Below are 23,639 nucleotides of genomic sequence, written 5' to 3'. Positions count from 1 at the left end.
CGACCTCGCCTCATTCCGACTATCCGGCGCGAATGGGTCCCGGTCTTCGGCCTTCAGCCGAAACCGGGATGACACTTACTGACACGTCACCTCACCCGAACCCGGGCCGAGGCCTTGCGGCCTTCGCCGTCGACCACCGTCAGCCGGTAGAAGCCCGGCCCTTTCGGCCGCCACACGGCCCGGCCGCTGACCGGGTCGGCCGCGAGCGGTTCGCCGGCGACGTACCAGTTGAGGTCCTCGCCGCCGGCCGCCAGCACCAGGCCGCGCGACGCCGGTCCGAACGCTTCGACCTGCACGCTGGCCCCGTCGGGAGGGAAGATCAGCCGTGGGCCGGTCTCACGCGGCTCCAGCCTGGCCAGGGCCTGCGGCGCGGCGCGCGGGGCGATCGGTCGGGGGGCCGAGACCGGGGCGTCGATCAGGTCAGCGGCGTCGAACAGCAGCGGCAGGGCGGCGTCGCGCCCGGTCAGTCCGCCCCGTGCGCCGCCGTCGGCCCGTCCGGTCCAGACGACGATCGCATAGGGCCCGACCACCCCGGCCGCCACCGCGTCGCGAAAGCCGTAGGAGGTGCCGGTCTTGAAGGCCATCACCGGCCGTCCCTTGGTCAGGGCCGCGGCTGTCACGCCGGCCGGCGGGGGCGTCTCGCGCAGGATAGCCAGCACCTGGTCGGCGGCCTCGGCGCGCATCAGGCGACGTCCGCCTTGGCGCTCGCGCCGTTGGGCTTCGTCTTGCGTCCAGGCCAGAGGCTTGGCCACGCCGCCGTCGCCCAGCGCAGCATAGAGCACCGCCAGGTCGCGCAGGCTGATCCCGACTCCGCCTAGAGCCATGGCCAGGCCCGCCTCGCGAGTCTGGGCCCGAGGTCGCACCAGATTGACCCCGGCCCCATCCAGCCGCGCCTCGAACGCCGCCGGGCCGACCTTGTCCAGCAGTTCCACTGCCGGGACGTTCAGCGAATAGGTCAGGGCCTCGCGCGCCGTCACCTTGCCGCGAAACACCCGGTCGAAGTTCTCCGGCTGATAGTCGCCGAACCGCCGCGCCGCATCGTCGATCTCGGTGTCGGGCGCGGCGATCCCATCGTCGAACGCAAAGCCATAGATGAACGGCTTCAGCGCCGAGCCGGGCGAGCGCACCGCCCGGGTCATGTCGATCCAGCCGCCCGGCCGCGCCAGTCCGCCGGAGCCGACCGCCCCGCGCACCGCCCGGCTCCTGATCTCCACCACCAGGATCGCGGCGGTCGCCTCCGGTCCTTGGGCCTGCGCCGCTCGCGCGGCCAGCGGCTCGAGGCGCGCCTGCAGTCCGGAGTCCAAGGTGGTGTGCACCGAGGCCTGCGCGGTCGGCGCCGCCCGCGCCAGCTCGCCGGCTACATGCCAGGCCAGGGCCGGAAACGCCGCACGGCTGGGCAGGGGCTCCTGCTCGGCCTCGGCCGCCTCAACCTCGGTCAGGGCGCCGGCACGGATCATCTTGTCCAGCACCGCCCGCCGCGCCGCCCGCGCGGCCTCCGGCCGGCGATCGGGCCGCCGCGCCTCCGGCGACTGCGGCAGGGCGATCAGCAGCGCCTGCTCGCCCGGCGTCAGCGTCTCTGGCTCGTGGCCGAAATAGGAGAGGCTGGCGGCCCGCACGCCCTCCAGGTTGCCGCCATACGGGGCCAGGGTCAGATAGAGGGCCAGGATCTCGCGCTTGGAGAGCCGCGCCTCGATCTGCACCGCGCGGGCCATCTCGATCAGCTTGGCGGTCAGGGTGCGCGGCCGCGGCTCCAGCAGCCGTGCGGTCTGCATGCTCAAGGTCGAGGCGCCCGAGCTGACTCGGCCGCTCGCCGCCGCGGATCCGGCCGCCCGCAAGACCGCGAGCGGATCGACGCCAGGATGGAGCCAGAACCGCGCATCCTCGATGGCGACCAAGCGCCGCTGAAAACTCTCGTCGGTGCGCGACAGGTCCGCCCGGATCCGCCAGCGCCCGTCCTCCACGGGCAGCGCCCGCAGCCAACTCCCGCGCCGATCCAGCGCCACCGGCGAAGACCGCGCCGCCCGGCTTAGGTCCGGCGGCAGGACGGCGTCCAGCGCAAACACCGCCGTCTCGACCCCGAGCAGGGCGATCAGCGAGAGGGTCAGGGTGCGCGCCCGCCCAGTTGCTCCCCCTCTGGGGGAGCTGTCGGCCGCCTGGCCGACTGAGGGGGACTTTGACGCTGTTGCGTGAGAGCGGTCCCCCTCGGTCTCGGCGCTGCGCGCTGATCCACCTCCCCCAGGGGGGGAGGAACTGGCGTCCGTACTCATTGTCCCGGCGCGATCACCGTGCGGCTCGCCGCCGTGCGGGCGTTGAGGCTCGGACGGTACATGTCCTTGGCCTGCGCCCCCGGCAGCAAGAAGTCGCCGGCCGTCACCGCCCGCGCCACATAGGCGAAGGCGAAGCTGTCCTTGCCGGCCAGGTCCATGGCCGCGACATAGCGGTCGTCCCGCGCCTCCTGGACATCGGCGCTGGACAGTTCGCCCAGGAACCGGAACGGCCCGTTCTGCGCATCGTCCGGCCCCAGCACGGTCTCGATCTCGAAACCGGCCGGCAGCGGGTCGTCGACCACCAGCGCCATCGACCGCGCCTGGCTTGAACGGCCCGAGACCACGACGATCACCCGGTCGCCCTGGTTCAGGGCCGAAGGATCGACCGCCCCGCCGGCGAACCCGACCAGCCGCTTGGAGAGCGTCAGGCCGTTGTCCTCCGCGTTCGGCGGCGCGACCGGCGTGCCGGTCACCGTCACCGTCCGCCACAGCGCGCCCTTGCCGGCGTTGACGAAGCTCGCCCCGGCGAGCTTGCCCACCGCCCAGCGCGGGGCGCCGCCGGTGGCGCTCAGCGGGACCGCGCCCTTGGCGTCGATGCGGATCGCCCCGGCCGCCTTCAACATCCAGTGCGCCGCCTGCAGCAACCGCGCCTGTTCCTGGGTGTTGAGCGCGTCGGGGTCCTTCACCGCGTTCTCAAGGCGCCTCTGCAGCCCGCGGGCCAGGTCGGCCTCGCCGGCCTCGTAGGCAAGCGCGGTGACGGCGGCGATATCGCGCAGCGGGCTCTGGTACCAGTCGGCCTCGTCACGCCAGCCGAGCGAGCCGACCGCCTGGCGCAGGGCCGAGCGCGCCCGCGCCCGGTCGCCCATCATCGCCAGACCGGCGCCCACCTGCGCCTTGGCCAGCGGCGAGGCCTCGTTCTTCATCTGCACGTCGTGCCACCAGCGCAGCCGGGCCAGGTCGCCGCGGCCACCCTTGGCCAGCACGTAGAGCGCATAGGCCGAGGCGCGGCTGCGCATTCGCTCGGTGGCGTTCTTGGAGGCGTCCTCCGAGCCGGCCCACCAGGTCGGATACTCCATGCGATAGGACACCGAAGCCCAGCCGTCCGGCCGCGAGATCTGGCGCATGGCGCCGAGCGCGCGGTCGATCGCCTCCTGCGGCACCGGCGCGCCGGCCTTCTGCGCTTCGATCATGAAGTCGGTGACATAGGCGCCCAGCCACGGATCGGCCTCGCCGTCGCCCACCCGCCAGAGCCCGAAGGCTCCGTCCAGGGTCTGGCGATCCAGCAGTCGCCCGACGGCGCCGGCCAGGGCCGCCGACGAGCGCTTCAACTTCGGATCGGCCGAGACCTCGGCGGCGTAGATCAGCGGATAGGCCGCCGACACCGTCTGCTCGGTGCAGCCGTAGGGATAGCGCGACAGCGCCGAGGCGATCGGCGCCGGGTCGAAGCCGCGGAACGGCGAGTAGCTGACGTGCAGGCTGACATCGCCCGCCGCCAATCCGGCCAGCAGGCTCGAGGCGGGCGTGTAGGAAGTCCCAGGCGCCTGTAGCTCGAAGGTCGTCCGGGTGATCGCGCTCCAGCCCAGCCGCGTCTGGATCGGATAGTCCTTCCCGGTCGAGAAGCCGGGTCCAGTGACCTTGAAGCCGACCTTGCCGATGCCGGCCCGGTCGGGAGCGTTGAACGGGATTCGCTCGGCGATCCGCTGGCCTAAGGCCAGCTGGAACGCCTTCCTGAACGGCGCCAGCACCCCGCCGCCGGTGGTCAGTTCGGCGATGTAGGCGCCGACCTTGCCCTCGATATTGTGGAGTTCCAGGGTCGCGAACGCCTTGTCGCCAGGCGCCAGGAAGCGGGGCAGGGCGAGGTCGGCGACCACCGCCTCGCGCACGGTCAGCGGCTTGCTGGCCGACCCCACCGCGGTGTCGGTCCAGGCCACCGCCATCAGCCGCAGCTCGCCGTTGAACTGAGCGGCAGGCAGCTTGATCACCGCCTTGCCGTCCAGCCCGGTCTCGACCACGCCGGACCACAGGGCCACGGTCTTGATCGGCGTCACCGACAGGCCCTCGCCGCCGATGCCGTCGGCGCCGAAGTTGACGTTGGCCGGTGCGCCCAGATTGGGGTCCAGCAGCCGCCCGTAGTCGTCGCGATAGTCCAGCGTCAGGGCCCGCTTGCCGAAGTACCACTTCACCGGATCGGGGCTCTGGAACTTGGTCAGCTGCAGGATGCCTTCGTCGACCGCCGCCAGGGTCACCCGCGCGCGACCGCCGAACCCGGCGCCCTTGATGGTGATCGGGACCTCGATAGTCGCCTTGGAGTCGATCTTAGCCGGGGTGTCCAACGTCACCTCCAGCTTGCGGCCCTTCGGATCGAGCGGGACATAGACCAGCCCCAGCGCCCGCCGCGGCTTGGGCGAGGCGACCGGGTCGCGCGGCTGGATCACGCTGACCAGCACATAGGCCCCGCCGCCCCAGGCGGCGCTGGTCTTCAGGCGCACGGTCGCGCCGTCCTTGCCGATGCTCACGGTCTTGAAGTCGATCAGCCGGTCGGTGGCCACCGCCACCTGCGCCTCGCCGGCATAGGGCGGCTTGAGGGTGATCTCGACGGTGTCGCCTTGCGCATAGGCCTTGGTCCCGGCGCTGACCCGCACGAAATCGGGGGCCTCGACATCCTTGGCCGGCGCGCCCCAGCCGGAGGCGAAGCGGATGACGCTCCTGGCGCCCCCCGGGCCAGTCATCTCCAGCCGGTAGTCGCCCCAGCCGAGCCGCCGGCTGATACGCGCCGGCTGGCCGGCCGCGATGCTCACATTGGCCTTCGCCACCACCACGTCGCGGCTGGTCCGCCGCCACTGCCAGCGGCCGTCCTGCTGGAACCAGTCATAGTCCCAGTTCTCGGCGATCAGCGTGTAGGTCGTCCCGGGCGCGGCGATCCGCTGGCCGGCGGCGTTCACCGCGATCAGGCTGATGGCCATCACCGGATCGCCCGACCCCGACGAGTCGCCCTGGTCGATCTTGGCGCCCAGATAGACGCCCTTGATCCGCACCTTCAGGTCCAGCCCCTCGCGCACCGGGCGCCCGCCCGGCTCGAACACGCTCGCGGTGAAGGCGGCGGTCAGCGGCTGCGGGGTGTCGCCGGCTTCCTCGGAGGACAGCGCCAGCACCGCGCGGCCCTCGCCGTCGGTGACGGTCTGGCCGATCTCCAGGAACTTCTCCTCGAACGGCTCGCGTTGGTCGCCCCACTGATAGCCCCCGAAGGCCGGGAACGGATTGGGATCGACCCGCAGCCGCGCCTCGCCCTGGGTCTGCAGGCCCGCGCCGGCCGCGCCGTAGAGGAAGCGGGCGGTGACGTCGATGTTGCGGGTCTCGCCGGCCTTCAGCGGCACGGCCTCCTGGCCGACCGCAGTCACCGCCAGCCGTTGCGGCGCGAAGTCTTCGACCGAGAACGACAGCTCGCCGGCCGGTTTGTCGAGGCCGTCGATCTCCAGCCTGGCGCTCCAGCGGCCGCGCGGCGCGCTCTTGGGCAGGGCGATGTCCACCGGCACGGCGCCCAGCGGCGCCTTGTCGAATGGATAGCGTTTGAACTCCACGCCGGACGGGCGGCGCACGACGACCTGGCCCTTGCGGTCCTTCACCGCCTTGGCCTCGCGGTCGCGCAGCAACGCGTTCAGGTGCACCGTCTCGCCGGGGCGATAGATGCCGCGGTCGGCATAGAGGTAGCCGTCCACCGCGCTCAGCGCGCTGCGGCCGGTGATGCCGGAATCCTCGGTGCGCCCGCCGATCCCCTGCTTGGAGAGGTCCACCGGCGCGCGGTCGAGATCGAGCACCGCCAGGTCGCCCTGGTCGCCATAGGCCATGACCATCTTGGCGTCGGCCGCGCCTTCGCCTTCCAGCAGCGGACGGTCGAACTTCACCCGCCCTTGCGCGTCGGTCTTGGCGCTCGCCAGTTCCTCGCCATTGCGGGCCAGCAGCGCCACGCGCGTGTTCGGCAGCACCTTGGCGGTCTTTAGCGAGCGGACCACCACGTCCAGCGCCTCGGAGCCGTCATAGGCCAGCAGCGCCATGTCGGTGAACACCACCCAGCGCCGCGCCTGGGCCGGCGGGTTGGGATCGTAATCGTCTTCGCCGCCCTGGCCCTTGAGGTCGCGCCCGCCCGAGGCGTCGCGCACCTTGATCACATAGGCGCCCGGCTTCATCTCCTTGAGCACCGCGCCCAGCGGGAACACCGTGGTCGCCCGCTCTCCGGAGCCCTGCGCATTGACCTTCAGGTCGCCCTTCCAGACCACCCGGCCCTCGTCGTCGGGACTGTCCGAGCCGTAGTCGCTGGGATACTCGCCTTCGCCTGTGGGGTCGGGGGCGCTGATCGACTTGCGCACCAGATTGCGATCGACCACCCGCCAGACCTCGACCGACAGGCGGCTGACATTGACGGTCTCGATGCCGATGCCGTCGGCGTCCTCGCGCGGCAGGATCACGCCTTCGCCGGCGAAGCCGACATAGGGCGGCTTGTCGCCGAACACGAAGTCGACGTCGGCGTTGGCGGCCAGGGTCTCGCCGCCCTTGGCGGGCAGCCCCTTCAGCAAGGTCACCCGCCGGTCGGCGAAGCCGGTCCCGGCCACGCAGAGCTCGGAGCCCTTCACCGAGACCGCCGGGCTCCCGCCCAGGTCCGGCGAGACCAGCACGAAGTCGGCATAGGATTTGGCGGGGTCCAGCGGCCGCGTCAGCTCGATGCAGGCGGCCGGCGAGGCGCGGCTGGTGTCGATCCGGTGACGCCAGACCGCGAAACCTTCGGGCTTGGGGATGCCGCGCCGCGCGGCGTTCGCGCCCCGAGGCTTGCCGAACAGCGACCAGCCCTGGGATTCAGGGGCGGCGTGCGCGCCCGGCTTGATCAGCGACAGGCCGTCGACGCCCTTGGCGGCCAGGAAGCCGCCGCCGAACGCGGCGATCACCAGGCCGGCGGCAAGCAGTCCCGGCATCCGGCTGGTCCGCAGCTTCTGCAGCCAACCCTGTTCGCCCGGCGCCTCTTCGCTGGCCATCGCCCCCTCCCGGCTTGACAGAATGTCGCACCGGCGATGGGACGCGAAAGCCCTGGCTCCGTCAATCGGGGGTGGAAGCCGCTAGCCGCCGCCCAGCTTGGCTTGGATGCTGCTCTCCAGCTCGTCCATGGTCGCGGTGAACGCCACCTCCAGGTCGACCTCGTACATTCGCGCCAGGGTCATTACGCTCCACAGGCAATCGGCCAGTTCGTGCGCCAGCTTGGCGGGCGCGTCGGGGATGGCGCGCTCCCCCTCCATGGCCTGCACCAGCTTCATCAGGTCGCCGACATCGCCGACGAAGCCCAGGGCCACCTCCTCGCGCGACCAGGCGCGGCCGTGCCGCGTGGCCTCCAACTGCGCGTAGAGCTGGCGCACCCGCCAGGCCCGCTCGCTCAATTCGTTCAGTTCGGCCATGCCGCGTCCCCCGGGACTATTTGTACATACCCTCGCGCAGATTGAGGCCGTGCTCGAGATAGGCTTTCATCGCGCACTGCATCTGCGACCAGCCCTGACAGTTGCCGTAAGAGGCCTTCAGCCCGGCCTCGCTCTCGCGCCAGCCGGCCTCACTGATCGAGACCAGGGTGCGGCCGTCTTCCAGCGCCTCGAAGTCCATGGTCACCGTGGTCTCGTAGCTCTCGCCAGGGTCGTTGGCCGCCCAGCGCAGCACGATCTTCTTCTGCGGGACCACCTCGACCACATGCACCGGAAAGGCGCCGGGGAAGTCGGCGAAGTCCCAGCTTACCGTCGCGCCGGTTTCCAGCCGTCCCTTGGCGCCGCCGGTGGTGAAATAGCCGGACAACTTGGCCGGATCGACCACCGCCTCGAACACCTCGGCCACCGGTTTGGCGATATGCGCCGACACCTTGAAGGTCAGATCCATGGTCCTGCTCCTTGTCTCGGCGGCAATAATGTTATAAAAATATAACGTGTCAAGCGATGCGGAAAATGACCTGATTTTCAAGGCCTTGGCCGCCCCGATTCGGCGGCGGCTGCTGGATGCGCTGAAGGATCGGCCGCAGACCACCGGCCAGCTTTGCGCGGCCTTCGCCGATCTCGACCGCTGCACGGTGATGCAGCACCTCAAGGTGCTGGAACGGGCCGACCTGGTGATCGCCCGGCGCGAGGGGCGGGAGCGGTGGAACCACCTCAACCCGCTCCCCATCAAACACATCCACGAGCGCTGGATCGGCCCCTACGCCGCCCGCGCCGTGGACATGCTGGGCCGCCTCAAGAGCGACCTGGAAGGCTAGTTCTGGTTCGGGCTGGCGGTGGCGATCTTCTCCATCGCGTCACTGACCGTGAAGCTCGCCGCCTTGGCCCGGGGCGGGAACTCCCTGAAGGTCTCCAGCAGCTTGGCCACGATCGCCTGCGCGGGCACCTGCAGGAACATCCGGTGCGCGACGTAGTCCGCGTAGTAGATGCTTTCCGGGCCGCGCTCGAACGGATCCGATCGCAAATTGTAGATCATGGGCGCCCGCAACGCGGTGAACGCACCCTGCCAGACTCCTAGCGGAGTCTTCGGATCGACCTCGGTGTTCTGCGTCATGAAGGCGACTTTCCAATGCCCGACGCGGATCGCCATCAAGTCGCCGTCGTCGCTCCAGTACGCGAAGCCCGGCCGCGGCGACTTCTCCACTTCACCCTTGAAGAACGGCGCCAGGTCGTGGCCGTCGAGATGGACCTTGAACGACTTGTCGCCGATCTTGCCGCCCTTCTGCATCCGGTCGACGACGTCGCCGTCGCCCGCCGCCGCGGCGAGCGTCGGCAGAAAGTCCTCGTGAGCGCAGATCTCATTGATGACGATGCCCGGCTTGATCGAGCCCGGCCAGCGTATCGCGCACGGCACGCGGAAGCCGCCTTCCCAGTTGGTCGCCTTCTCACCTTTGAACGGGGTCGCGCCGCCGTCCGGCCAGGTGAAACATTCCGCGCCGTTGTCGGTGGTGTAGACGACGATCGTGTCGTCCTGGACGCCCAGCTCGTCGACCAGCGCCAGTAGCTCGCCGACATGTCCGTCATGTTCGACCATGCCGTCGGGATAGAGGCCGAGCCCGGTCTTGCCCTTCGACTCCGCCTTCAGGTGGGTGAAAACGTGCATGCGGGTCGAATTGAAGTAGCAGAACCAGGGTTCGCCCGCCTCGTTCTTGCGCTTGATGAAGTCCTTGGCGCCGGCGAGAAATTCCTCGTCCACCGTCTCCATCCGCTTGGTGTCCATCGGCCCGGTGTTCTCGATGGTCTGGCCGCCTTTGCCGTCGGCCTTGCACTTCAGCACGCCGCGCGGGCCGAACTTCTTCCGGAACTCAGGGTCCTTCGGATAGTCCTCGTTCTCGGGCTCTTCCTCGGCGTTCAGGTGGTAGAGGTTGCCGAAGAACTCGTCGAAGCCGTGCATGGTCGGCAGGTGTTCGTCGCGGTCCCCCAAATGGTTCTTGCCGAACTGACCGGTGGCGTAGCCCTGCGCCTTCAAGACTTGCGCGATGCAGGGATCGTCCGCAGTGAGTCCGAGCGTCGCGCCCGGCAGCCCGACCTTGGTCAAGCCGGTGCGGATCGGCGACTGACCGGTCAGGAACGCGGCGCGCCCGGCGGTGCAGCTCTGCTGGGCGTACCAGTCGGTGAACAGCGCACCTTCCTTGGCGATCCGGTCGATGTTGGGCGTCCGGTAACCCATCACGCCCAGGTTATAGGCGCTGATGTTGTACCAGCCGATGTCGTCGCCCATGATGAACAGGATGTTGGGCTTGGGCATGGCGTCCTCCGCTGCCGTTGCGACGCGGTACGCGCCGATGCTGGCGGCAGGCTGAGCGCGTAGAGCGGTCCCGGCTATCAGGCCGAAGCCAGGGTCGGACTCTGGTCGACTACCTAGTCTTGGCCGTGGCGCAGCTCTTGCGCTAGGCGCGGCCCGGCGCGACTGTGCGGTCGCATAACAGGGGTCGCCAGATGATATTTGAGCAGATCGCCACGGGCGGATGTCAGTCCTACCTCGTCGGCTGCGAAGACACCCACGCCGCGGTGCTGATCGACCCCGAGTTCTCGCAGATCGACCGCTATGTCGGCCTCGCCGGCCAGCGCGGCCTCCACATCCGCTACCTGGTCGACACCCACACTCACGCCGACCATTTCTCGGCCAGCCACGAGCTGCAGAAGCTGCTGCCGGCCCCGGTGGTGATGAACCGGCTCAGTCCCGCGCCCTACGCCGACCTGCGGCTCGACGACGGCGACATGCTGATCGCCGGCGGGCTGAAGCTGCAGGCCCTGCACACCCCCGGCCACACCCGCGATTCCATGTGCCTGGTGATGTCAGACCGGGTGTTCACCGGCGACACCCTTCTGATCGGCGGCACCGGCCGCACCGACCTGCCGACCGGCGATCCGCACGCCCTCTACGAGAGCCTGTTCGACCGCCTGCTGAAGCTGCCGAGGGAGACCCTGGTCTTCCCAGCCCACGACTACAAGGGTCGCACGCACTCGACCATCGGCGACGAGATCGACACCAATCCGCGCCTGCAGAAGACCGAGCGTGCGGCCTTTGTCGAGATGATGCAGAACCTCGACCTCTCGGCTCCGACCCATCTGACCGAGGCCCTGCGCACCAATATGAGCGGCGGCAAGACCGTGGCCCAGCTGCTGGCCGAGGCCGCCGCCAAGGTGCCGTTCATGTCGCTGGCCGAACTGCAATCCCGTATCGGCGGCAACAGCCGCGACCTGGTGATCCTCGACCTGCGCGAGAAGGACGCCTTCGACGCCGGCCATATCCCCGGCGCCCGCCACCTGCCGCGCGGCCAGCTGGAGTTGCGGGTCAATACCGAGCTGCCCGACCCCACCCTTCGCATCCTCGCCTGCTGCGAATTCGGCAAGATCTCCACCCTGGCCGCCGCCACCCTGCGCGAGCTCGGCTACACCCGCGCCGCCGCGCTCGACGGCGGCCTCAAGGCCTGGCGCGAGGCGGGGTACGAGCTGGAGAGCTAGGCCAGCGCCTTCGACATGTGCACCGCCACCCCGCCGTTCAGCGCCTCCTCGCGGTCGACCTGATAGCCCAGCGAAGCGTAGAGCCGCAGGTTCTCGGTGAAGCGCTGGTTGGTGTAGAGCCGCGTGCGCTCCAGTCCCGCCGCCCGCGCCAGCTCCTCGGCCAGTTTCAACAGCCGCACGCCAAAGCCGCGTCCCTGGAAACCCGGCCGCACCGCGATGTTGACGATCAGCAGCCCATCGTCCTCGACCAACGTCTCGATCAGCGCCGCCAGCTCGCCGCCCACCGACAGCAGGTCAAAGCGGTGGCGGGTCAGCGCCTGGGCACAGTCGACCGTCATCGGCAGCGGCTCGCGCCCGATCAGGCCCACCCACTTGGCGTAGGCCTCTCGCGTCAACGCGCCGATCGCTTCGGCGTCGTCCGCGGTGGCGATCCTGAGGACACGGGCGGTGGTCATCGTCGGCAGATAACCGACGGCCGGGACGGAAAGGTCACGTCTTCCCCTCGTGATTGAAGAGTGCGGAAGACGCGCGTCCAACCGACTATCAACCTATAGTGACACCAGCGTGGCTGTCGACGCAGGCGCGGGCAGGGGGCTCCGGATGTCGAACGATCTGTTGTTCATGATCTTCGTTTTGGTCAGCGTCGCCTTCCTGGCGGGCCTCTACGGCGAGCGCTGGCGAGCCAGGTTTGCCGCCCGGGCCCGACGTGCAAAGCGAGGCGGGCGCGCCAAGGTTCTGCCGTTCCGGCGCCGCCGCCCGCCTTCCGCGCTCCCGGCAACGTCAGACCCGACCGACGCCGTCGAGCAGTTGCGCGTGGTGATGGGAGCCGACTTCGAACGCCGCCGGTTGATGTCGAAGTCCGAGGCCCATGTCTTCTACACGGCCGAGAGTGCGATCCGTGCGCAGAAGCTGCCCTGGCGGGTCATGGCCCAGGTCAATCTCGGCGAGATCCTGTGGTCGCCCGACGCCAGGGCGTTCAGCGCGATCAACAGCAAGCGGGTTGACGTACTGCTGATCGCCAATACCGGCGAGCCGATTGCCGCAATCGAGTATCAGGGCAGCGGCCACTACCAGGGCTCGGCGCCCGCCCGCGACGCCGTGAAGAAGGAAGCGCTTCGACGCGCCGGCGTTCGTTACTTCGAGATGACGCCCACACACGGCGCCGAAGACCTGGCTCGAGAGATCGCGCGGATCGCTCGCGATCTCGGGGCCCCGCTTCAAGGTCCAGCTTCGGCTCCTGCTCATCCCGGCGAAGGCCGGCGGCCGCCTTCGGTGCCCTGACCCTCGCCGGGATGACCGGAAAAGTCCGCGCCTAGCCAAGCTTCGCGGCGCGCCCTACCAGTTGCAGATCCATTCGGGGGACCGGCGATGGCGGATGAACTGGCGATCGGGCGGCAGACGCGACGGCAGGAAGCGCTCGTCGACCTGACGATGGTGCTGGCGGCGTTCGCGCTGATCGTCGCTTTGCCCTCGGTCGGGACCGGGCCGCTCTCCTACCTGCTGGCGCCGCTGAAGATCCTCTGCCTGGTGCTGCTGGCGACCCTGCGGCTGCAGCGGCGCGGCGTGACCTGGCGCGACGTCGGCCTGGCGCGGCCCGCCTCGATCGGCGGCGTGGCGCTGCGGGTGGTGCTCGGCTACCTGGGTCTGGCCGCGGTCGGAACCATGCTGAACCTGCTTGTCCTGCCCAGGCTGGGCTTCGCGCCGGGTTCCTCGGTGGCGGCCTTCTCCTCGCTGGAAGGCGACACCTGGAAATACCTCTACTGGCTGGCCATCGCCTGGACCACGGCGGCGGTCGGCGAAGAGCTGCTGTTCCGCGGCTTCGTGCAGTCGAGGCTCGAAATCCTGTTCGGCGGGACCAGGGCGGCGGTGGCCGGCGCGCTCCTCGTCCAGGCGCTGATCTTCGGCTTCGGTCACGGCTATCAGGGGGTGGCCGGGGTCGCCGTCACCAGCGCCGCAGGCCTGGTCCTCGGCGCCGTCCGCCTCGCCGGGCGCGGGAACCTCGTCGCCTGCATCGTGCTGCACGGCCTGGTCGACACCATCAGCCTGACGGCGGTCTATCTCGGCGCGCTCAGCGCTCTGCAGGCGGCTGCGGCCGGCGGCGGCTAGCGCAGGGCCAGGGTCAGCGCCTTGGTCTGCATGTAGTCGGCGATCCCGTAGACCGAGCCCTCCCGGCCATAGCCGGACTGCTTGATCCCGCCGAACGGATTGGCGGCGTTGGAGATCAGGCCCGAATTGACGCCCACGATCCCGGCCTCGATGGCCCGGCCGACGCGCATCGCCCGGTTCAGGTCGTCGCTGAACACGAAGGCGGCCAGGCCGAACTCCGAGGCGTTGGCCCGCGCGATCGCCTCGTCCTCGCTGGCGAACTCGAACACCGGAACCAGCGGCCCGAAGGTCTCCTCGTGGCAGAACAGTTCGTCGTCGCCGCCCAGGGTGACGGTGGGCTCGAAGAAGGCGCCCTCGATGCGCTTGCCGCCGGTCAGCAGCTTGCCGCCGGCGGCCAGGGTGCGGGCGATGTGGTCCTCGACCTTGGCCACGCCTTTTGCGTCGATCAGCGGCCCGATCACCGTGTCCGGTGCGAAGGGATCGCCGACCTTCAGCGCCGCCACCCTGGCGACCAGCGCCTCGACATAGGCGTCACGGATGCCGGCCTGGACATAGACGCGGTTCGGGCAGACGCAGGTCTGGCCGCCGGCGCGGAACTTGCCGGCCACCGTGCCCTCGACCGCGGTCTCCAGGTCGGCGTCGTCGAACACCAGCAGCGGTGCGGAGCCGCCGAGCTCCATCGACAGCCTCTTTAGGGTGGGGGCGCACTGGGCGGCCAGCGTCCGCCCGACCTGAGTCGAACCGGTGAACGACAGCTTGCGGATCAGCGGCGATCGGGTCAGCCGCCCGCCGATCACGTCCTGCGCCCCGGTCAGCACCGAGAAGCAGCCGGGCGGCACGCCGGCCTCCAGCGCCAGGGCGGCGAGAGCCAGCGCGGTGAACGGCGTGGAGGAGGCGGGCTTCAGCACGACAGGGCATCCGGCGCAGAACGCGGCCGCCGCCTTGCGGGTGATCATCGCGGCGGGGAAGTTCCAGGGCGTGATCGCCGCCACCGGACCGACAGGTTCCTGGAAGGCGAGGATCAAATCCTGCCCGTTGGGGCTCTCCATCGTCTTTCCATCCAGCCGTTCGGCCATGCCGGCGAACCACTCGATGAACGAGTTGGCATAGCGGATTTCGCCCAGCGCCTCCTTCCAGGGTTTGCCGTTTTCCAGGCTGATGATCGCGGCCAGGCCCTCTTCGTTCGCCCTAACCCCTTGAGCCCACTTCGAAAGTATCTCGCCGCGAGCCTTTCCCTTCAGCCCGGCCCAGGCCGGAAACGCCGCCGCAGCGGCTTCGATCGCGACATCGACCTGCGCAGCGCTCAGCTTCGGCACTGCGCCGACTATCGTCATGTCGGCAGGATTTTCGACCGCGATGACGTCAGCGCCCTCGGCCGGAATCCATGCGCCGGCGACCAGCGCCGCCTGCCGGATCAGCGCCCCCGCCTTGGCCTTGAGCTGCGCTGCAGGCGGTTGATCTGACATGGAAATCTCTCCGGACACGGGCGTCGGTCCTATAAGCGCGGGGCGCGCTCTTGGGCTCCGGTCAAACTTTTCGTGTTGCGGCGCACCCGTGGCAACCCTTGACTCGGGCGGGCGTTGGAGTCGTCTTTACGCGGACATACTGCGTTGCAGCATGAGTTGGTTTGGAGGCGCGTGTGACGGAATCCCCGTTCGCCTACTCCCTCGCCCACGCCGAGCGTGGCTGGGCCTGGCGGATCTTCGACGAGGACGGCGAGACTGTCGCCCAGGGCCTGGATTTGTCGCAATCCGACGCCCAAGCCTCGGTGGAAACCGCCATCCGCATGGCCGCTTCGGAAGCGCGCGCCTAAGCTGCTTGACGCTGGGCGCCGCAGGCGTTTCCTTCCCCAATAGTGCGGCTCCATAGGCCGCAATTTTCGCATTGGGGACGTCCGACCGAATGAAATCCCAGCTTCTGGCCGCCACCGCGCTGGCCCTGTTCGCTTTTGCGCCTGCGGCCGCCCAGGCGCCCAGGCCGACCCCGGCCGAGGCCAAGTCCTTCGTCGACAAGGCCGAAGCCGACCTCGCCGCGTTCAATACCTATGTCGCCAAGTCGTCCTGGGTGCGGGCGACCTTCATCACCGAAGACACTCAGTGGCTGGAGGCCAAGGCCTCCGCCGAGCAGAACGAGCTCACCGCTCGCTACGCCCGCGAGGCGGCCAGGTTCGACGGGGTCGCCGTCGACCCGGTGACCGCCAGAAAGCTAAAGCTTCTCAAACTGTTCCTGGTCTCGCCGGCCCCTGACCGGCCGGGCGCGGCGGGCGAGCTGGCGACCATTTCGACCCGGCTGGACTCGACCTTCTCGTCCGGCAAGTTCCAGCACAACGGCAAGACCCTGACGCTGAACGACGCCGAGGACGTCCTTGCCTCGAGCCGCGATCCGGCCGAGCTGAAGGCGGTCTGGGAGGGCTGGCACTCGGTCGCCCCGCAGATGCGCGGCGACTACGCCAAGCTGGCCGAGCTTTCCAACGAAGGGGCCCGCGGCCTGGGCTTCAAGGACACCGGCGCGCTCTGGCGGTCCAACTACGACATGGACCCGGACGCCTTCGCCGCCGAGACCGACCGTCTGTGGAAACAGGTCGAGCCGTTCTATCGCAATCTGCACTGCTACGTGCGCGCGCGCCTGAACGACAAGTACGGCGACGCGGTGCAGCCGCGTAAGGGCCCGATCCGGTCCGACCTGCTCGGCAACATGTGGGCCCAGCAGTGGGGCAACGTCTACGACGTGGTCCAGCCGAAGACCGCCACCTCCAGCTACAGCCTTGATAAGCTATTGGTGGATAAGGGTTATGACCCGGTGAAAATGGTCAAGACCGGCGAGAGCTTCTACACCTCGATCGGCCAGTCGCCGCTGCCGGAGACTTTCTGGCAGCGCTCCCAGATCACCCGCCCACGCGACCGTGAAGTGGTCTGCCACGCCTCGGCCTGGAACGTCGACGACCGCGACGACGTGCGCATCAAGATGTGCACCAAGGTCAATGGCGAGGACTTCTATACGATCCACCATGAGCTCGGGCACAACTTCTACCAGCGCGCCTACAAGGATCAGCCGTTCCTGTTCAAGGGCGGGGCGAACGACGGCTTCCACGAGGCGATCGGCGATTTCGTCGGCCTCTCGGCCCTGACCCCGACCTACCTCCAGCAGATCGGCCTGCTCGACAAGGCTCCCGGCGCGGACGAGGACATCCCCTTCCTGCTGAAGATGGCGCTCGACAAGATCGCCTTCCTACCGTTCGGCCTGATGGTCGATCGCTGGCGCTGGCAGGTGTTCTCCGGCGAAACCACGCCCGAGCATTACAATGACGCCTGGTGGGCGCTGCGAACCAAGTACCAGGGCCTGGCTCCGCCCGGACCGCGCCCGGCCGACGCCTTCGATGCGGGGGCCAAGTACCATGTGCCGGCCAACGTGCCCTACACCCGCTACTTCCTGGCCCACATCTACCAGTTCCAGTTCCACCGCGCCGCCTGCCAGCAGATCGGCTGGAAGGGTCCGCTGCACCGCTGCTCGGTCTACGGCGAGAAGGAAATGGGCCAGAAGTTCAACGCCATGCTGGAGATGGGCGCGTCCAAGCCGTGGCCCGAAGCCATGGCGGCCTTCACCGGCGAAAAGGCCGGCGACGCCAGCGCCGTGGCCGATTACTTCAAGCCGCTGAATGCGTGGCTCACCGTCCAGAACAAGGGAGAAACCTGCGGCTGGTGATGGTTAAGGGCGCCGAAATATAGCTTCGCCTTAACCGTCTTCGGCGCCCGTTCATTTACTCTGGTCTGCGAAATTGCCCTGGAATCTTAAGCTGACTGGGGCTTCAGGCGTGGAACAGATCACCAAGCTAGTGGCCGGGCGTATTTGCGGCGCAGCCGGGCGCATGAGCGGCCGGTTTAGGGCGGGACTGCGTGACCAACGGGGCGCCACCGCGATCTTCTTCGCGGTGGGGCTGCTGTTGCTGGCGCCGGCCACCATGGGTCTGGTCGACATCTACATGATCACGACCCAGCGGGGCCAACTGCAGGACGCGCTGGACACCGCGACGCTCTACGCGGCCCGTTCGGACAAGATGACCACCCCCGAGATCCAGGTGGTCGGGGACGCGGCGCTGCGCGCCAACCTCAAGCTGCCGGAAGGCCAGGAGATCACCTCCTCGACCTTCGTGCTCGACGGCATCAAGGTCAAAGGCCACGCCACCGTCACGCCGCCCAGCATCGGCCCGAAGCTGCTGTGGCAGCAGGCGGACATCGCCGCCGACTCCGAGGTGCTGCGCAACTCCAACAACGTCGAAGTCGCGCTGGTGCTCGACACCACCGGCTCGATGAGCGCCCAGATGGCCAACCTGCGCACCGCGGCCAAGGACCTGGTCGACCTGGTCGTCAAGGACGTCCAGGACCCCTACTACACCAAGGTGGCCATCGTGCCGTACTCGGTCGGGGTGAACATGGGCTCGTACGACGTGACCGCGCGTGGCACGACCAAAGGCACGACGGCCATCACCGCCGCGACCAAGACCAACCCGATCATGATCACCTCCGCAAACCACGGCCTCTATGAGGGCGAGCGGGTGACAATTGCGGGGGTCAAGGGGATGACCCAGCTCAACAGCAACACGTATGTCGCCACTTCAGTCACCCAGAACACCTTCAAGCTGAAGAGCAACGCCGCTTCTCCGGCCAATATCGACGGTACGGTCAATAGCGGCACCGGCGCCTTCAGCCCCTACACGTCGGGCGGCACGGTCCAGTGCCTCGGGGAGGGCTGCGCTTCCCACGTGTTTACGAGCGTCTCCAGCAAGGTGACGACATTCGGCCTGACCAAGTGCGCCACCGAACGCCTGGGAACCGAAGCCTACACCGACGCCGCGCCGGGCGTTGCCAAGGTCGGATGGCACTATGGCTCCTGCCCGTCGGCGGCGGTCATGCCGCTGTCGAGCGACAAAACCGCGCTGAAGAACCACATCGGCACGCTCACCGACAGCGGCTCCACTGCCGGTCAGATCGGTCTGGCCTGGGGCTGGTACATGATCTCGCCGGAATGGAACACGGTGTGGACCGGGACCAGCGCTCCGGCCGCCTACGCCAAGCCGCAGCTGTTGAAAGTCGTGATCCTGATGACCGACGGCGTGTTCAACACGCCCTACTGCCGCGGCGTCGCCGCCAAGGACGCCGACCCCAACACCGGAGCGCCCAACAACGACAGCCGCATCAACTGCAACTCGATCAACGGCGACCCGCTCGTCCAGGCGGCCAAGCTCTGCGAGAACATCAAGAAGAAGGGCGTGATCGTCTACACGGTCGGCTTCAACATCAGCAGCGACCCCGACATCACCAACATGATGAAGACCTGCGCGACCTCGGCGGAGTACGCCTATACCCCGTCGGGCGGCACGGAGCTGAAGGTGGCCTTCCGGGCCATCGCCCAGGACATCAACTCGCTGCGGATCTCCAAGTAGTCGCAGCGACCACGAACGAACAAGCGACGCGCCGGGCCAACGCCCGGCGCGTTGTCGTTTGTCAGCCGATCCGCCCGGGGCCTTCGCCGCCTTCCACCGCCTCGGCCTGGGCCGCCAGCCTGCGCAGGCTCTCCTCGTGGCCCTCACGGGTGATCTTGTAGAGCGAGACGCAGAGGATCGCCGCGCCATAGAGCCCGCCCAGGACCATCAGGTAGGTGAAGCCGAGGTTCGAGACCACGCCGTCGGCGACCTGGCCCGGCTTGGCGTTCTGCGGGAAGCCGATGGCCAGCAGGATCATGCTGGAGGCGAAGATCCCGACGCCTGAGACCGCCTTCTGCACGAAGGCGGCGGCGGCGAAGAACAGGCCCTCCGAGCGGCGGCCGGTGCGCAGCTCGCTGTCCTCGACCACGTCGGCGATCATCGATGAGATCAGGATCGCAGAGATAATCGAGAAGCCGGTGGAGAACACCGCCTGGCCGAACAGGATCGGCAGCATCGTCGGCGAGCCGTTCTCGGGGAACACGCCCAGCAGCCGCAGGGTGATCGGGGTGATGGCGATGAGGAACGACAGCACCTTGGTCATCTGCGCCGCCTGCTTCTTGCCCAGCCGCTTGGCCAGCGGGGCGGCGAAGCCGAAGGCCAGGGCCGCGGAGATGAAGTTGGCGGCCGCCAGGATTGCGATCTGCGCCGACGGCAGCTGCCAGAAGAAGGTGTTGAAGTAGAGGTTCAGCGACAGCACCAGGCCGCCGGCCATGGCATTGAACAGGCCAGCGCCCATCAGCACCATGAACGACTTGTGGCTGAGGGTGCCGACCATCTCCTTGGCCAGTTGACCGAGGGTCAGCTTGCGGGCCGGCGGGATGCGCAGCCGCGGGATCTGGCCGTGCGTGCCCATGGCCGAGATCACGATGGCCGCGAAGATCACCGCGGCGGCCACATAGCCGTAGGTGACATAGCCGGCGGGATTGAGCTGGCCGATCGGGTGCTCGGCGTCCGGTGTCAGGAACACCTTCAGCGCGAGCAGGGTCATGGTCAGCCCGCCCCACCAGGCGAAGAAGTAGCGGTAGGACATGACCTTGGTGCGCTCGTCGTAGTTGGTGGTCAGTTCCGCCGCCAGCGCCGCCGAGGGGATCTCGTACATGGTGATGAAGCTGCGGATGATGATCGCCACCCCGATCAGGTAGAAGAACAGCGCCTCATGCGACCAGTGCATGGGCGGGTTCCAGAGCAGCAGGTAGGACAGCGCGACGGGCAGGGCCGAGGCGTACATGAACGGGTGGCGGCGGCCCCAGCGCGAGCGCCAGTTGTCCGACACCTGGCCCATGATCGGGTCGAGGAAGCTGTCGACGATCAGGGCGATCATGATCGCCAGGCCCACCGTCGCCGAAGGCAGCCCCACAACTTGATTGTAGAAGATCAGCAGGAGGTACGAGAACCCCTGGTCCTTGACCCCGAAAGCGACCGAGCCGAGGCCATAGAAGAGCTTGGTCGGAACGCTCAGGCGTCCATCACTTTGAGCCTCTGGTACGCTTCCGGCCACGGCGCTTTCCTCGATATTGTTTCGCGATTTGTAGACGCGATCCGGAACCCGAGGAAAGCGGCGAGTTCAACCGACGCTGGCGATCACCGCGTCCGGATCGGCCGAGGCGGTCTCATCCCCGACCTGGTCTGGATCGCCCAGGGCGGCGAGGTTCTGCTCATGCCGCGCCTGGTCGATCCGGTAGAAGACGAGGACTGCGATCGACAGGGAGTTCATCGTGAAGGTCACGGGCAGGTAGATCAGCGCCAGGTGGCGCATGATCTCCGGCGCCACGGTTCCGGCGGGCGCGTTGGTCGGGAAGGCGACGAGCGTCAGCAGAACCCCGCTCAGGAACACGCCGATGCCGCCGGTGAACTTCGGCAGCAGGCCGTTGGCCGCAAACAGCAGGCCTTCGGAGCGCACGCCGGTTTGCACGGCCGCGTCCTCGACCACGTCGGCGATCATCGAGGAGATGATGACGAAGCCGGAAATGGCCAGGGTGGTGGCCACGAAACTGTCGACCCAGAGGATCGGGAACACCCAGGGCGATCCGTTCGGCGGCATCAGGCCGAGCAGCTTCAGCAGGATCGGCATGGCCCCGGTCAGGGTCGAGACGGTGAACAGTCCGAGCATCGCGCGCTTCTTGCCAAAGGCCCGCGAGGTCGGCCCGACGATCGCCACCCCCGAGACCGAGGCCAGCACCGAGGCCAGCGCCAGGAAGGAGATGTGGCTGGCGGTCAGGCCCCAGAGCTCGATGTAGAAATACTGGCTGAGCGCGAAGGTCATGCCCGAGGCGACGCCCGAGCACAGGCCGGACAGCATCACCACCACCAGCGAGCGGTTGGTCAGGGTGCCGCCGATCTCGCGCAGCAGCTGGGCGAGCTTGACCTGGCGCTGCGGCGGCGCGGCCAGGCGCGGGATGTGGTGGTGGGTGCCGATTGACGAGACCAGGATCGAGACCGCCATAACCGTCCCGGCCAGAATGCCGTAGTGGCCATAGGCCTCGCGGTTCAGGATCCCGCCGTTCTGGGGGCTGAGGAAGAACTGGTAGAGCACCACGTTCATCCCGAAGCCGCCGACGACGCCGAAGAAGAAGCGGTAGCTGAACAGGCTGGTGCGCTGGTGGTAGTCGGTGGTCAGTTCCGGCGCCAGCGCCTGGCTGGGCACCTCATAGAGGCTGACGCACAGCCGCAGCGCCACCAGGGCGCCGATCAGATAGAGGCCGAGCGTTTCCGGCGGCCAGTCGGCCGGCGAATTCCAGAACGCATAGCAGGCCAGGGCGACCAGCGGCGCGGCGGCGTACATCAGCGGATGGCGGCGGCCCCAGCGGGTGCGCAGCTTGTCCGACCACTGGCCGATCGCCGGGTCGATGAAGGCGTCGAGGAACAGCGTGGCCATGATCGCCGTCCCGACCCACATCGCCGGCAGCCCGATGACGCGGTTCAGATATGGCGCCAGCACCGCCGAGGAGAGGCCCAGCGTGGCGACGCCGAACGCCACCGAGCCGAAGCCGTAGAACACCTTGGAGCGGACGCTGAGCGGGGAGGCGGCAGGTCCGGTCATGGCCGGAACCTCGGCGGGATCTCGAACGCCGGTCGGGCGCCCGGCGTCACGCCGTCAGCGACCGAACCGTAGAGCAACTCCGTCCGGCGGCTGATGCCGCCGGGCACGCCGACTTGCGCCATGCAGTCCTCCCAACCTTTGCGGGGTCTGCGCCCCGTGCGGTTGGATTCGAATATTTGGTACGATTGCGTCCGTGGCAAGCCGCTCCGCGCAACGTGACCGAAGATTCATCAGCGAGGCGTAACGGGGCTCAGGTCGCCGGCGGGACCGGTGGCGGCCGGCGTCGCGCCTTCGATCTGCGCGTCGGTGGTGCGCGTCTCCAGCACGCCCTCCTGCAGCTTGCGCAGGTTCTCCTCATGGGTCGTCTTGTCGATCCGGTAGAGGAACAGGCAGCTGATCGCGACCGCGTAGAAGCCCCCGATGGTCGGCAGATAGATGAGCGCCAGGTTGCGAAGCAGGTCCGGATCGACATCGCCCGGCTTGGCGCCTTGCGGGAAGGCGACATAGGCCAGCAGCAGGCCGGAGGTGAACACCCCGACCCCCGACACGATCTTCTTGAACAGGTTGTCCGCCGAGAACAGCAGGCCCTCGGAGCGGCGGCCGGTCTTGACCTCGCTGTCTTCCACCACGTCGGCGATCATCGACTGCAGCATCACCCCGGTCATGATCGCCATGATGCCATTGGCCATGAAGTCGATGATCAGGATGCCGAACAGCAGGTTGGTGCCATTCGCGGGCATAACGCCCATGATCCGCAGCCCGATCGGCAGCAGCAGGGCCACGACGGCGCCGAAGAACATGATGATGGCTGCATGGCGCTTGCCGATTTTGGCCGCGATGATGGGGGCCAGGGTCACGCCGATGATGCTGGCCACCACGCCGGTGACGGTCATGATCGCCAGCTGCCACTGAGCGAGACCCCAGAAGTAGAGGTTGAAGTACAGCTCAAGGGCGGTCTTGAGGCCCAGCGACACGTTCATGAACATGCCCGAGATGGTCAGCACCACGAACGAGCGGTTGTTCAGGGTCGCGCCGACTTCCTTGATCATCGCCGGGACGGTGATCTTCCGTTTCGGCGGCTGGCGGAGATAGGGGATCTGGTGGTGGGTGGCGGCCGAGGAGATCAGGATGATCGTGAAGATCGTGATCGCCGCGACGATGGAATAGGTCTGCCACCCGTGGCGCTCGAGCAGCCCGCCGGTGCCGTCGGCGTTCTTCTTCAGGAACACCTGATAGACCAGCAGTTGCATGACCAGCCCGCCGGCCACGCCGCAGAACGAGCGGATGGCGATCATGCTGGTGCGCTGGTCATAGTCCTGGGTCAGTTCGGCCAGCAGCGCTGATGACGGCAGCTCGAAGAAGGTGTCGAACAGCCGGATGGTGAGCAGGCAGACCAGCATGTAGACGAACAGCGCCTCGTTCTCCCACCCGATCGGAGGATTCCAGATCAGGTAGAAGGCGATCGAGACCGGCAGGGCCGCCACGTACATGAACGGGTGGCGTCGGCCCCAGCGGCTGCGGGTGTTGTCCGAGATCTGGCCGACCAGCGGGTCGACGAAAGCGTCGAAGATCAGGGCGAACATGATCGCCGTCGACACCATGGCCGGCGGCAGTCCCACCACCTGGTTGTAGAACAGCAGCAGGAAGGTCGTGATGCCCCGCTGCTTGATGATGTTGGCCGCGGCCCCGAGACCATAGAGCGTCTTGGTCCGGAAGGTGATGGGCGGGCGCGGCGGCAGGCCGGCGGCTACGTCGGTCAT

General features: G+C 68.2%; 18 protein-coding genes. 7 read left to right on the top strand and 11 right to left on the bottom strand.

Annotated features, from left to right (window positions below; all coding sequences use genetic code 11):
- Positions 1–86: 86 nt before the first annotated feature.
- The 4 genes from pbpC to AC1DQJ_RS03785 form a co-directional block, all read right to left on the bottom strand.
- Positions 87–2,063 carry a penicillin-binding protein 1C gene (pbpC, locus tag AC1DQJ_RS03800; RefSeq protein WP_477600418.1) on the bottom strand — a complete coding sequence of 659 codons (1,977 nt, stop codon included), beginning with the start codon at positions 2,061–2,063 and terminating at the stop codon, positions 87–89.
- 200 nt (positions 2,064–2,263) lie between these two features.
- Positions 2,264–7,291, bottom strand: a complete 5,028-nt coding sequence (locus tag AC1DQJ_RS03795) for an alpha-2-macroglobulin family protein (RefSeq protein WP_477600416.1) — start codon at positions 7,289–7,291, stop codon at positions 2,264–2,266.
- 81 nt (positions 7,292–7,372) lie between these two features.
- Entirely contained in the window at positions 7,373–7,705 is a 333-nt protein-coding gene (locus AC1DQJ_RS03790) for a MazG nucleotide pyrophosphohydrolase domain-containing protein (RefSeq protein WP_477600414.1), read from the bottom strand.
- Between the two features lie 16 nt (positions 7,706–7,721).
- The gene (locus AC1DQJ_RS03785) at positions 7,722–8,171 is read right to left on the bottom strand and encodes an SRPBCC family protein (RefSeq protein WP_477600412.1); all 450 of its coding nucleotides are present in this window, start codon (positions 8,169–8,171) and stop codon (positions 7,722–7,724) included.
- 46 nt (positions 8,172–8,217) lie between these two features.
- On the opposite strand from AC1DQJ_RS03785, the gene AC1DQJ_RS03780 reads away from it, so the two are divergent.
- Positions 8,218–8,541, top strand: a complete 324-nt coding sequence (locus tag AC1DQJ_RS03780) for an ArsR/SmtB family transcription factor (protein WP_477600410.1) — start codon at positions 8,218–8,220, stop codon at positions 8,539–8,541.
- On the opposite strand, the gene AC1DQJ_RS03775 is transcribed toward AC1DQJ_RS03780, so the two are convergent.
- A complete protein-coding gene (locus tag AC1DQJ_RS03775; RefSeq protein ID WP_477600408.1) occupies positions 8,538–10,031 on the bottom strand; it encodes an arylsulfatase in 1,494 nt (497 codons plus the stop codon). The genes AC1DQJ_RS03780 and AC1DQJ_RS03775 overlap by 4 nt on opposite strands.
- A gap of 191 nt (positions 10,032–10,222) precedes the next feature.
- Between AC1DQJ_RS03775 and AC1DQJ_RS03770 the strand changes: the two genes are divergently transcribed.
- The gene (locus AC1DQJ_RS03770; protein ID WP_477600406.1) at positions 10,223–11,251 is read left to right on the top strand and encodes an MBL fold metallo-hydrolase; all 1,029 of its coding nucleotides are present in this window, start codon (positions 10,223–10,225) and stop codon (positions 11,249–11,251) included.
- Here AC1DQJ_RS03770 and AC1DQJ_RS03765 read toward each other — a convergent pair.
- Complete coding sequence (locus AC1DQJ_RS03765; protein ID WP_477600405.1) at positions 11,248–11,706, bottom strand: GNAT family N-acetyltransferase; 459 nt, start codon at positions 11,704–11,706, stop codon at positions 11,248–11,250. The genes AC1DQJ_RS03770 and AC1DQJ_RS03765 overlap by 4 nt on opposite strands.
- A 145-nt stretch (positions 11,707–11,851) precedes the next feature.
- Between AC1DQJ_RS03765 and AC1DQJ_RS03760 the strand changes: the two genes are divergently transcribed.
- A complete protein-coding gene (locus AC1DQJ_RS03760) occupies positions 11,852–12,532 on the top strand; it encodes a DUF2726 domain-containing protein (protein WP_477600403.1) in 681 nt (226 codons plus the stop codon).
- A gap of 87 nt (positions 12,533–12,619) precedes the next feature.
- Positions 12,620–13,357: a CPBP family intramembrane glutamic endopeptidase gene (locus AC1DQJ_RS03755; protein ID WP_477600401.1), complete on the top strand. Its 738-nt coding sequence runs from the start codon at positions 12,620–12,622 to the stop codon at positions 13,355–13,357.
- Here AC1DQJ_RS03755 and AC1DQJ_RS03750 read toward each other — a convergent pair.
- A complete protein-coding gene (locus AC1DQJ_RS03750) occupies positions 13,354–14,823 on the bottom strand; it encodes an NAD-dependent succinate-semialdehyde dehydrogenase (protein ID WP_477600399.1) in 1,470 nt (489 codons plus the stop codon). The two genes, AC1DQJ_RS03755 and AC1DQJ_RS03750, sit on opposite strands and share 4 nt — an antisense overlap.
- 173 nt (positions 14,824–14,996) lie before the next feature.
- On the opposite strand from AC1DQJ_RS03750, the gene AC1DQJ_RS03745 reads away from it, so the two are divergent.
- The 3 genes from AC1DQJ_RS03745 (at position 14,997) to AC1DQJ_RS03735 (ending at position 18,797) form a co-directional block, all read left to right on the top strand.
- Entirely contained in the window at positions 14,997–15,170 is a 174-nt protein-coding gene (locus AC1DQJ_RS03745; RefSeq protein ID WP_477600397.1) for a hypothetical protein, read from the top strand.
- A gap of 89 nt (positions 15,171–15,259) precedes the next feature.
- A complete protein-coding gene (locus AC1DQJ_RS03740; RefSeq protein ID WP_477600395.1) occupies positions 15,260–17,059 on the top strand; it encodes a M2 family metallopeptidase in 1,800 nt (599 codons plus the stop codon).
- A gap of 109 nt (positions 17,060–17,168) precedes the next feature.
- Positions 17,169–18,797 (top strand): TadE/TadG family type IV pilus assembly protein, encoded by a 1,629-nt coding sequence (locus AC1DQJ_RS03735; RefSeq protein ID WP_477600393.1) that lies wholly within the window; start codon positions 17,169–17,171, stop codon positions 18,795–18,797.
- Positions 18,798–18,858: 61 nt separating this feature from the next.
- Here the strand turns inward: AC1DQJ_RS03735 and AC1DQJ_RS03730 are convergent, their stop codons facing one another.
- From AC1DQJ_RS03730 to AC1DQJ_RS03715, 4 genes are all read right to left on the bottom strand, one after another.
- Entirely contained in the window at positions 18,859–20,337 is a 1,479-nt protein-coding gene (locus AC1DQJ_RS03730; RefSeq protein ID WP_477600391.1) for an MFS transporter, read from the bottom strand.
- A 66-nt stretch (positions 20,338–20,403) separates the two neighbouring features.
- A complete protein-coding gene (locus AC1DQJ_RS03725) occupies positions 20,404–21,879 on the bottom strand; it encodes an MFS transporter (RefSeq protein ID WP_477600390.1) in 1,476 nt (491 codons plus the stop codon).
- Positions 21,876–22,001 (bottom strand): hypothetical protein, encoded by a 126-nt coding sequence (locus tag AC1DQJ_RS03720; protein WP_477600388.1) that lies wholly within the window; start codon positions 21,999–22,001, stop codon positions 21,876–21,878. The genes AC1DQJ_RS03725 and AC1DQJ_RS03720 overlap by 4 nt, the downstream gene beginning before the upstream one ends.
- 108 nt (positions 22,002–22,109) lie before the next feature.
- A complete protein-coding gene (locus tag AC1DQJ_RS03715) occupies positions 22,110–23,639 on the bottom strand; it encodes an MFS transporter (RefSeq protein ID WP_477600386.1) in 1,530 nt (509 codons plus the stop codon).

The sequence above is a fragment of the Phenylobacterium sp. P4_E10 genome, from assembly GCF_056401675.1.
The sequence above is the reverse complement of the archived record's forward strand: the minus strand, read 5'-3'. Positions and strand labels throughout refer to the sequence as shown.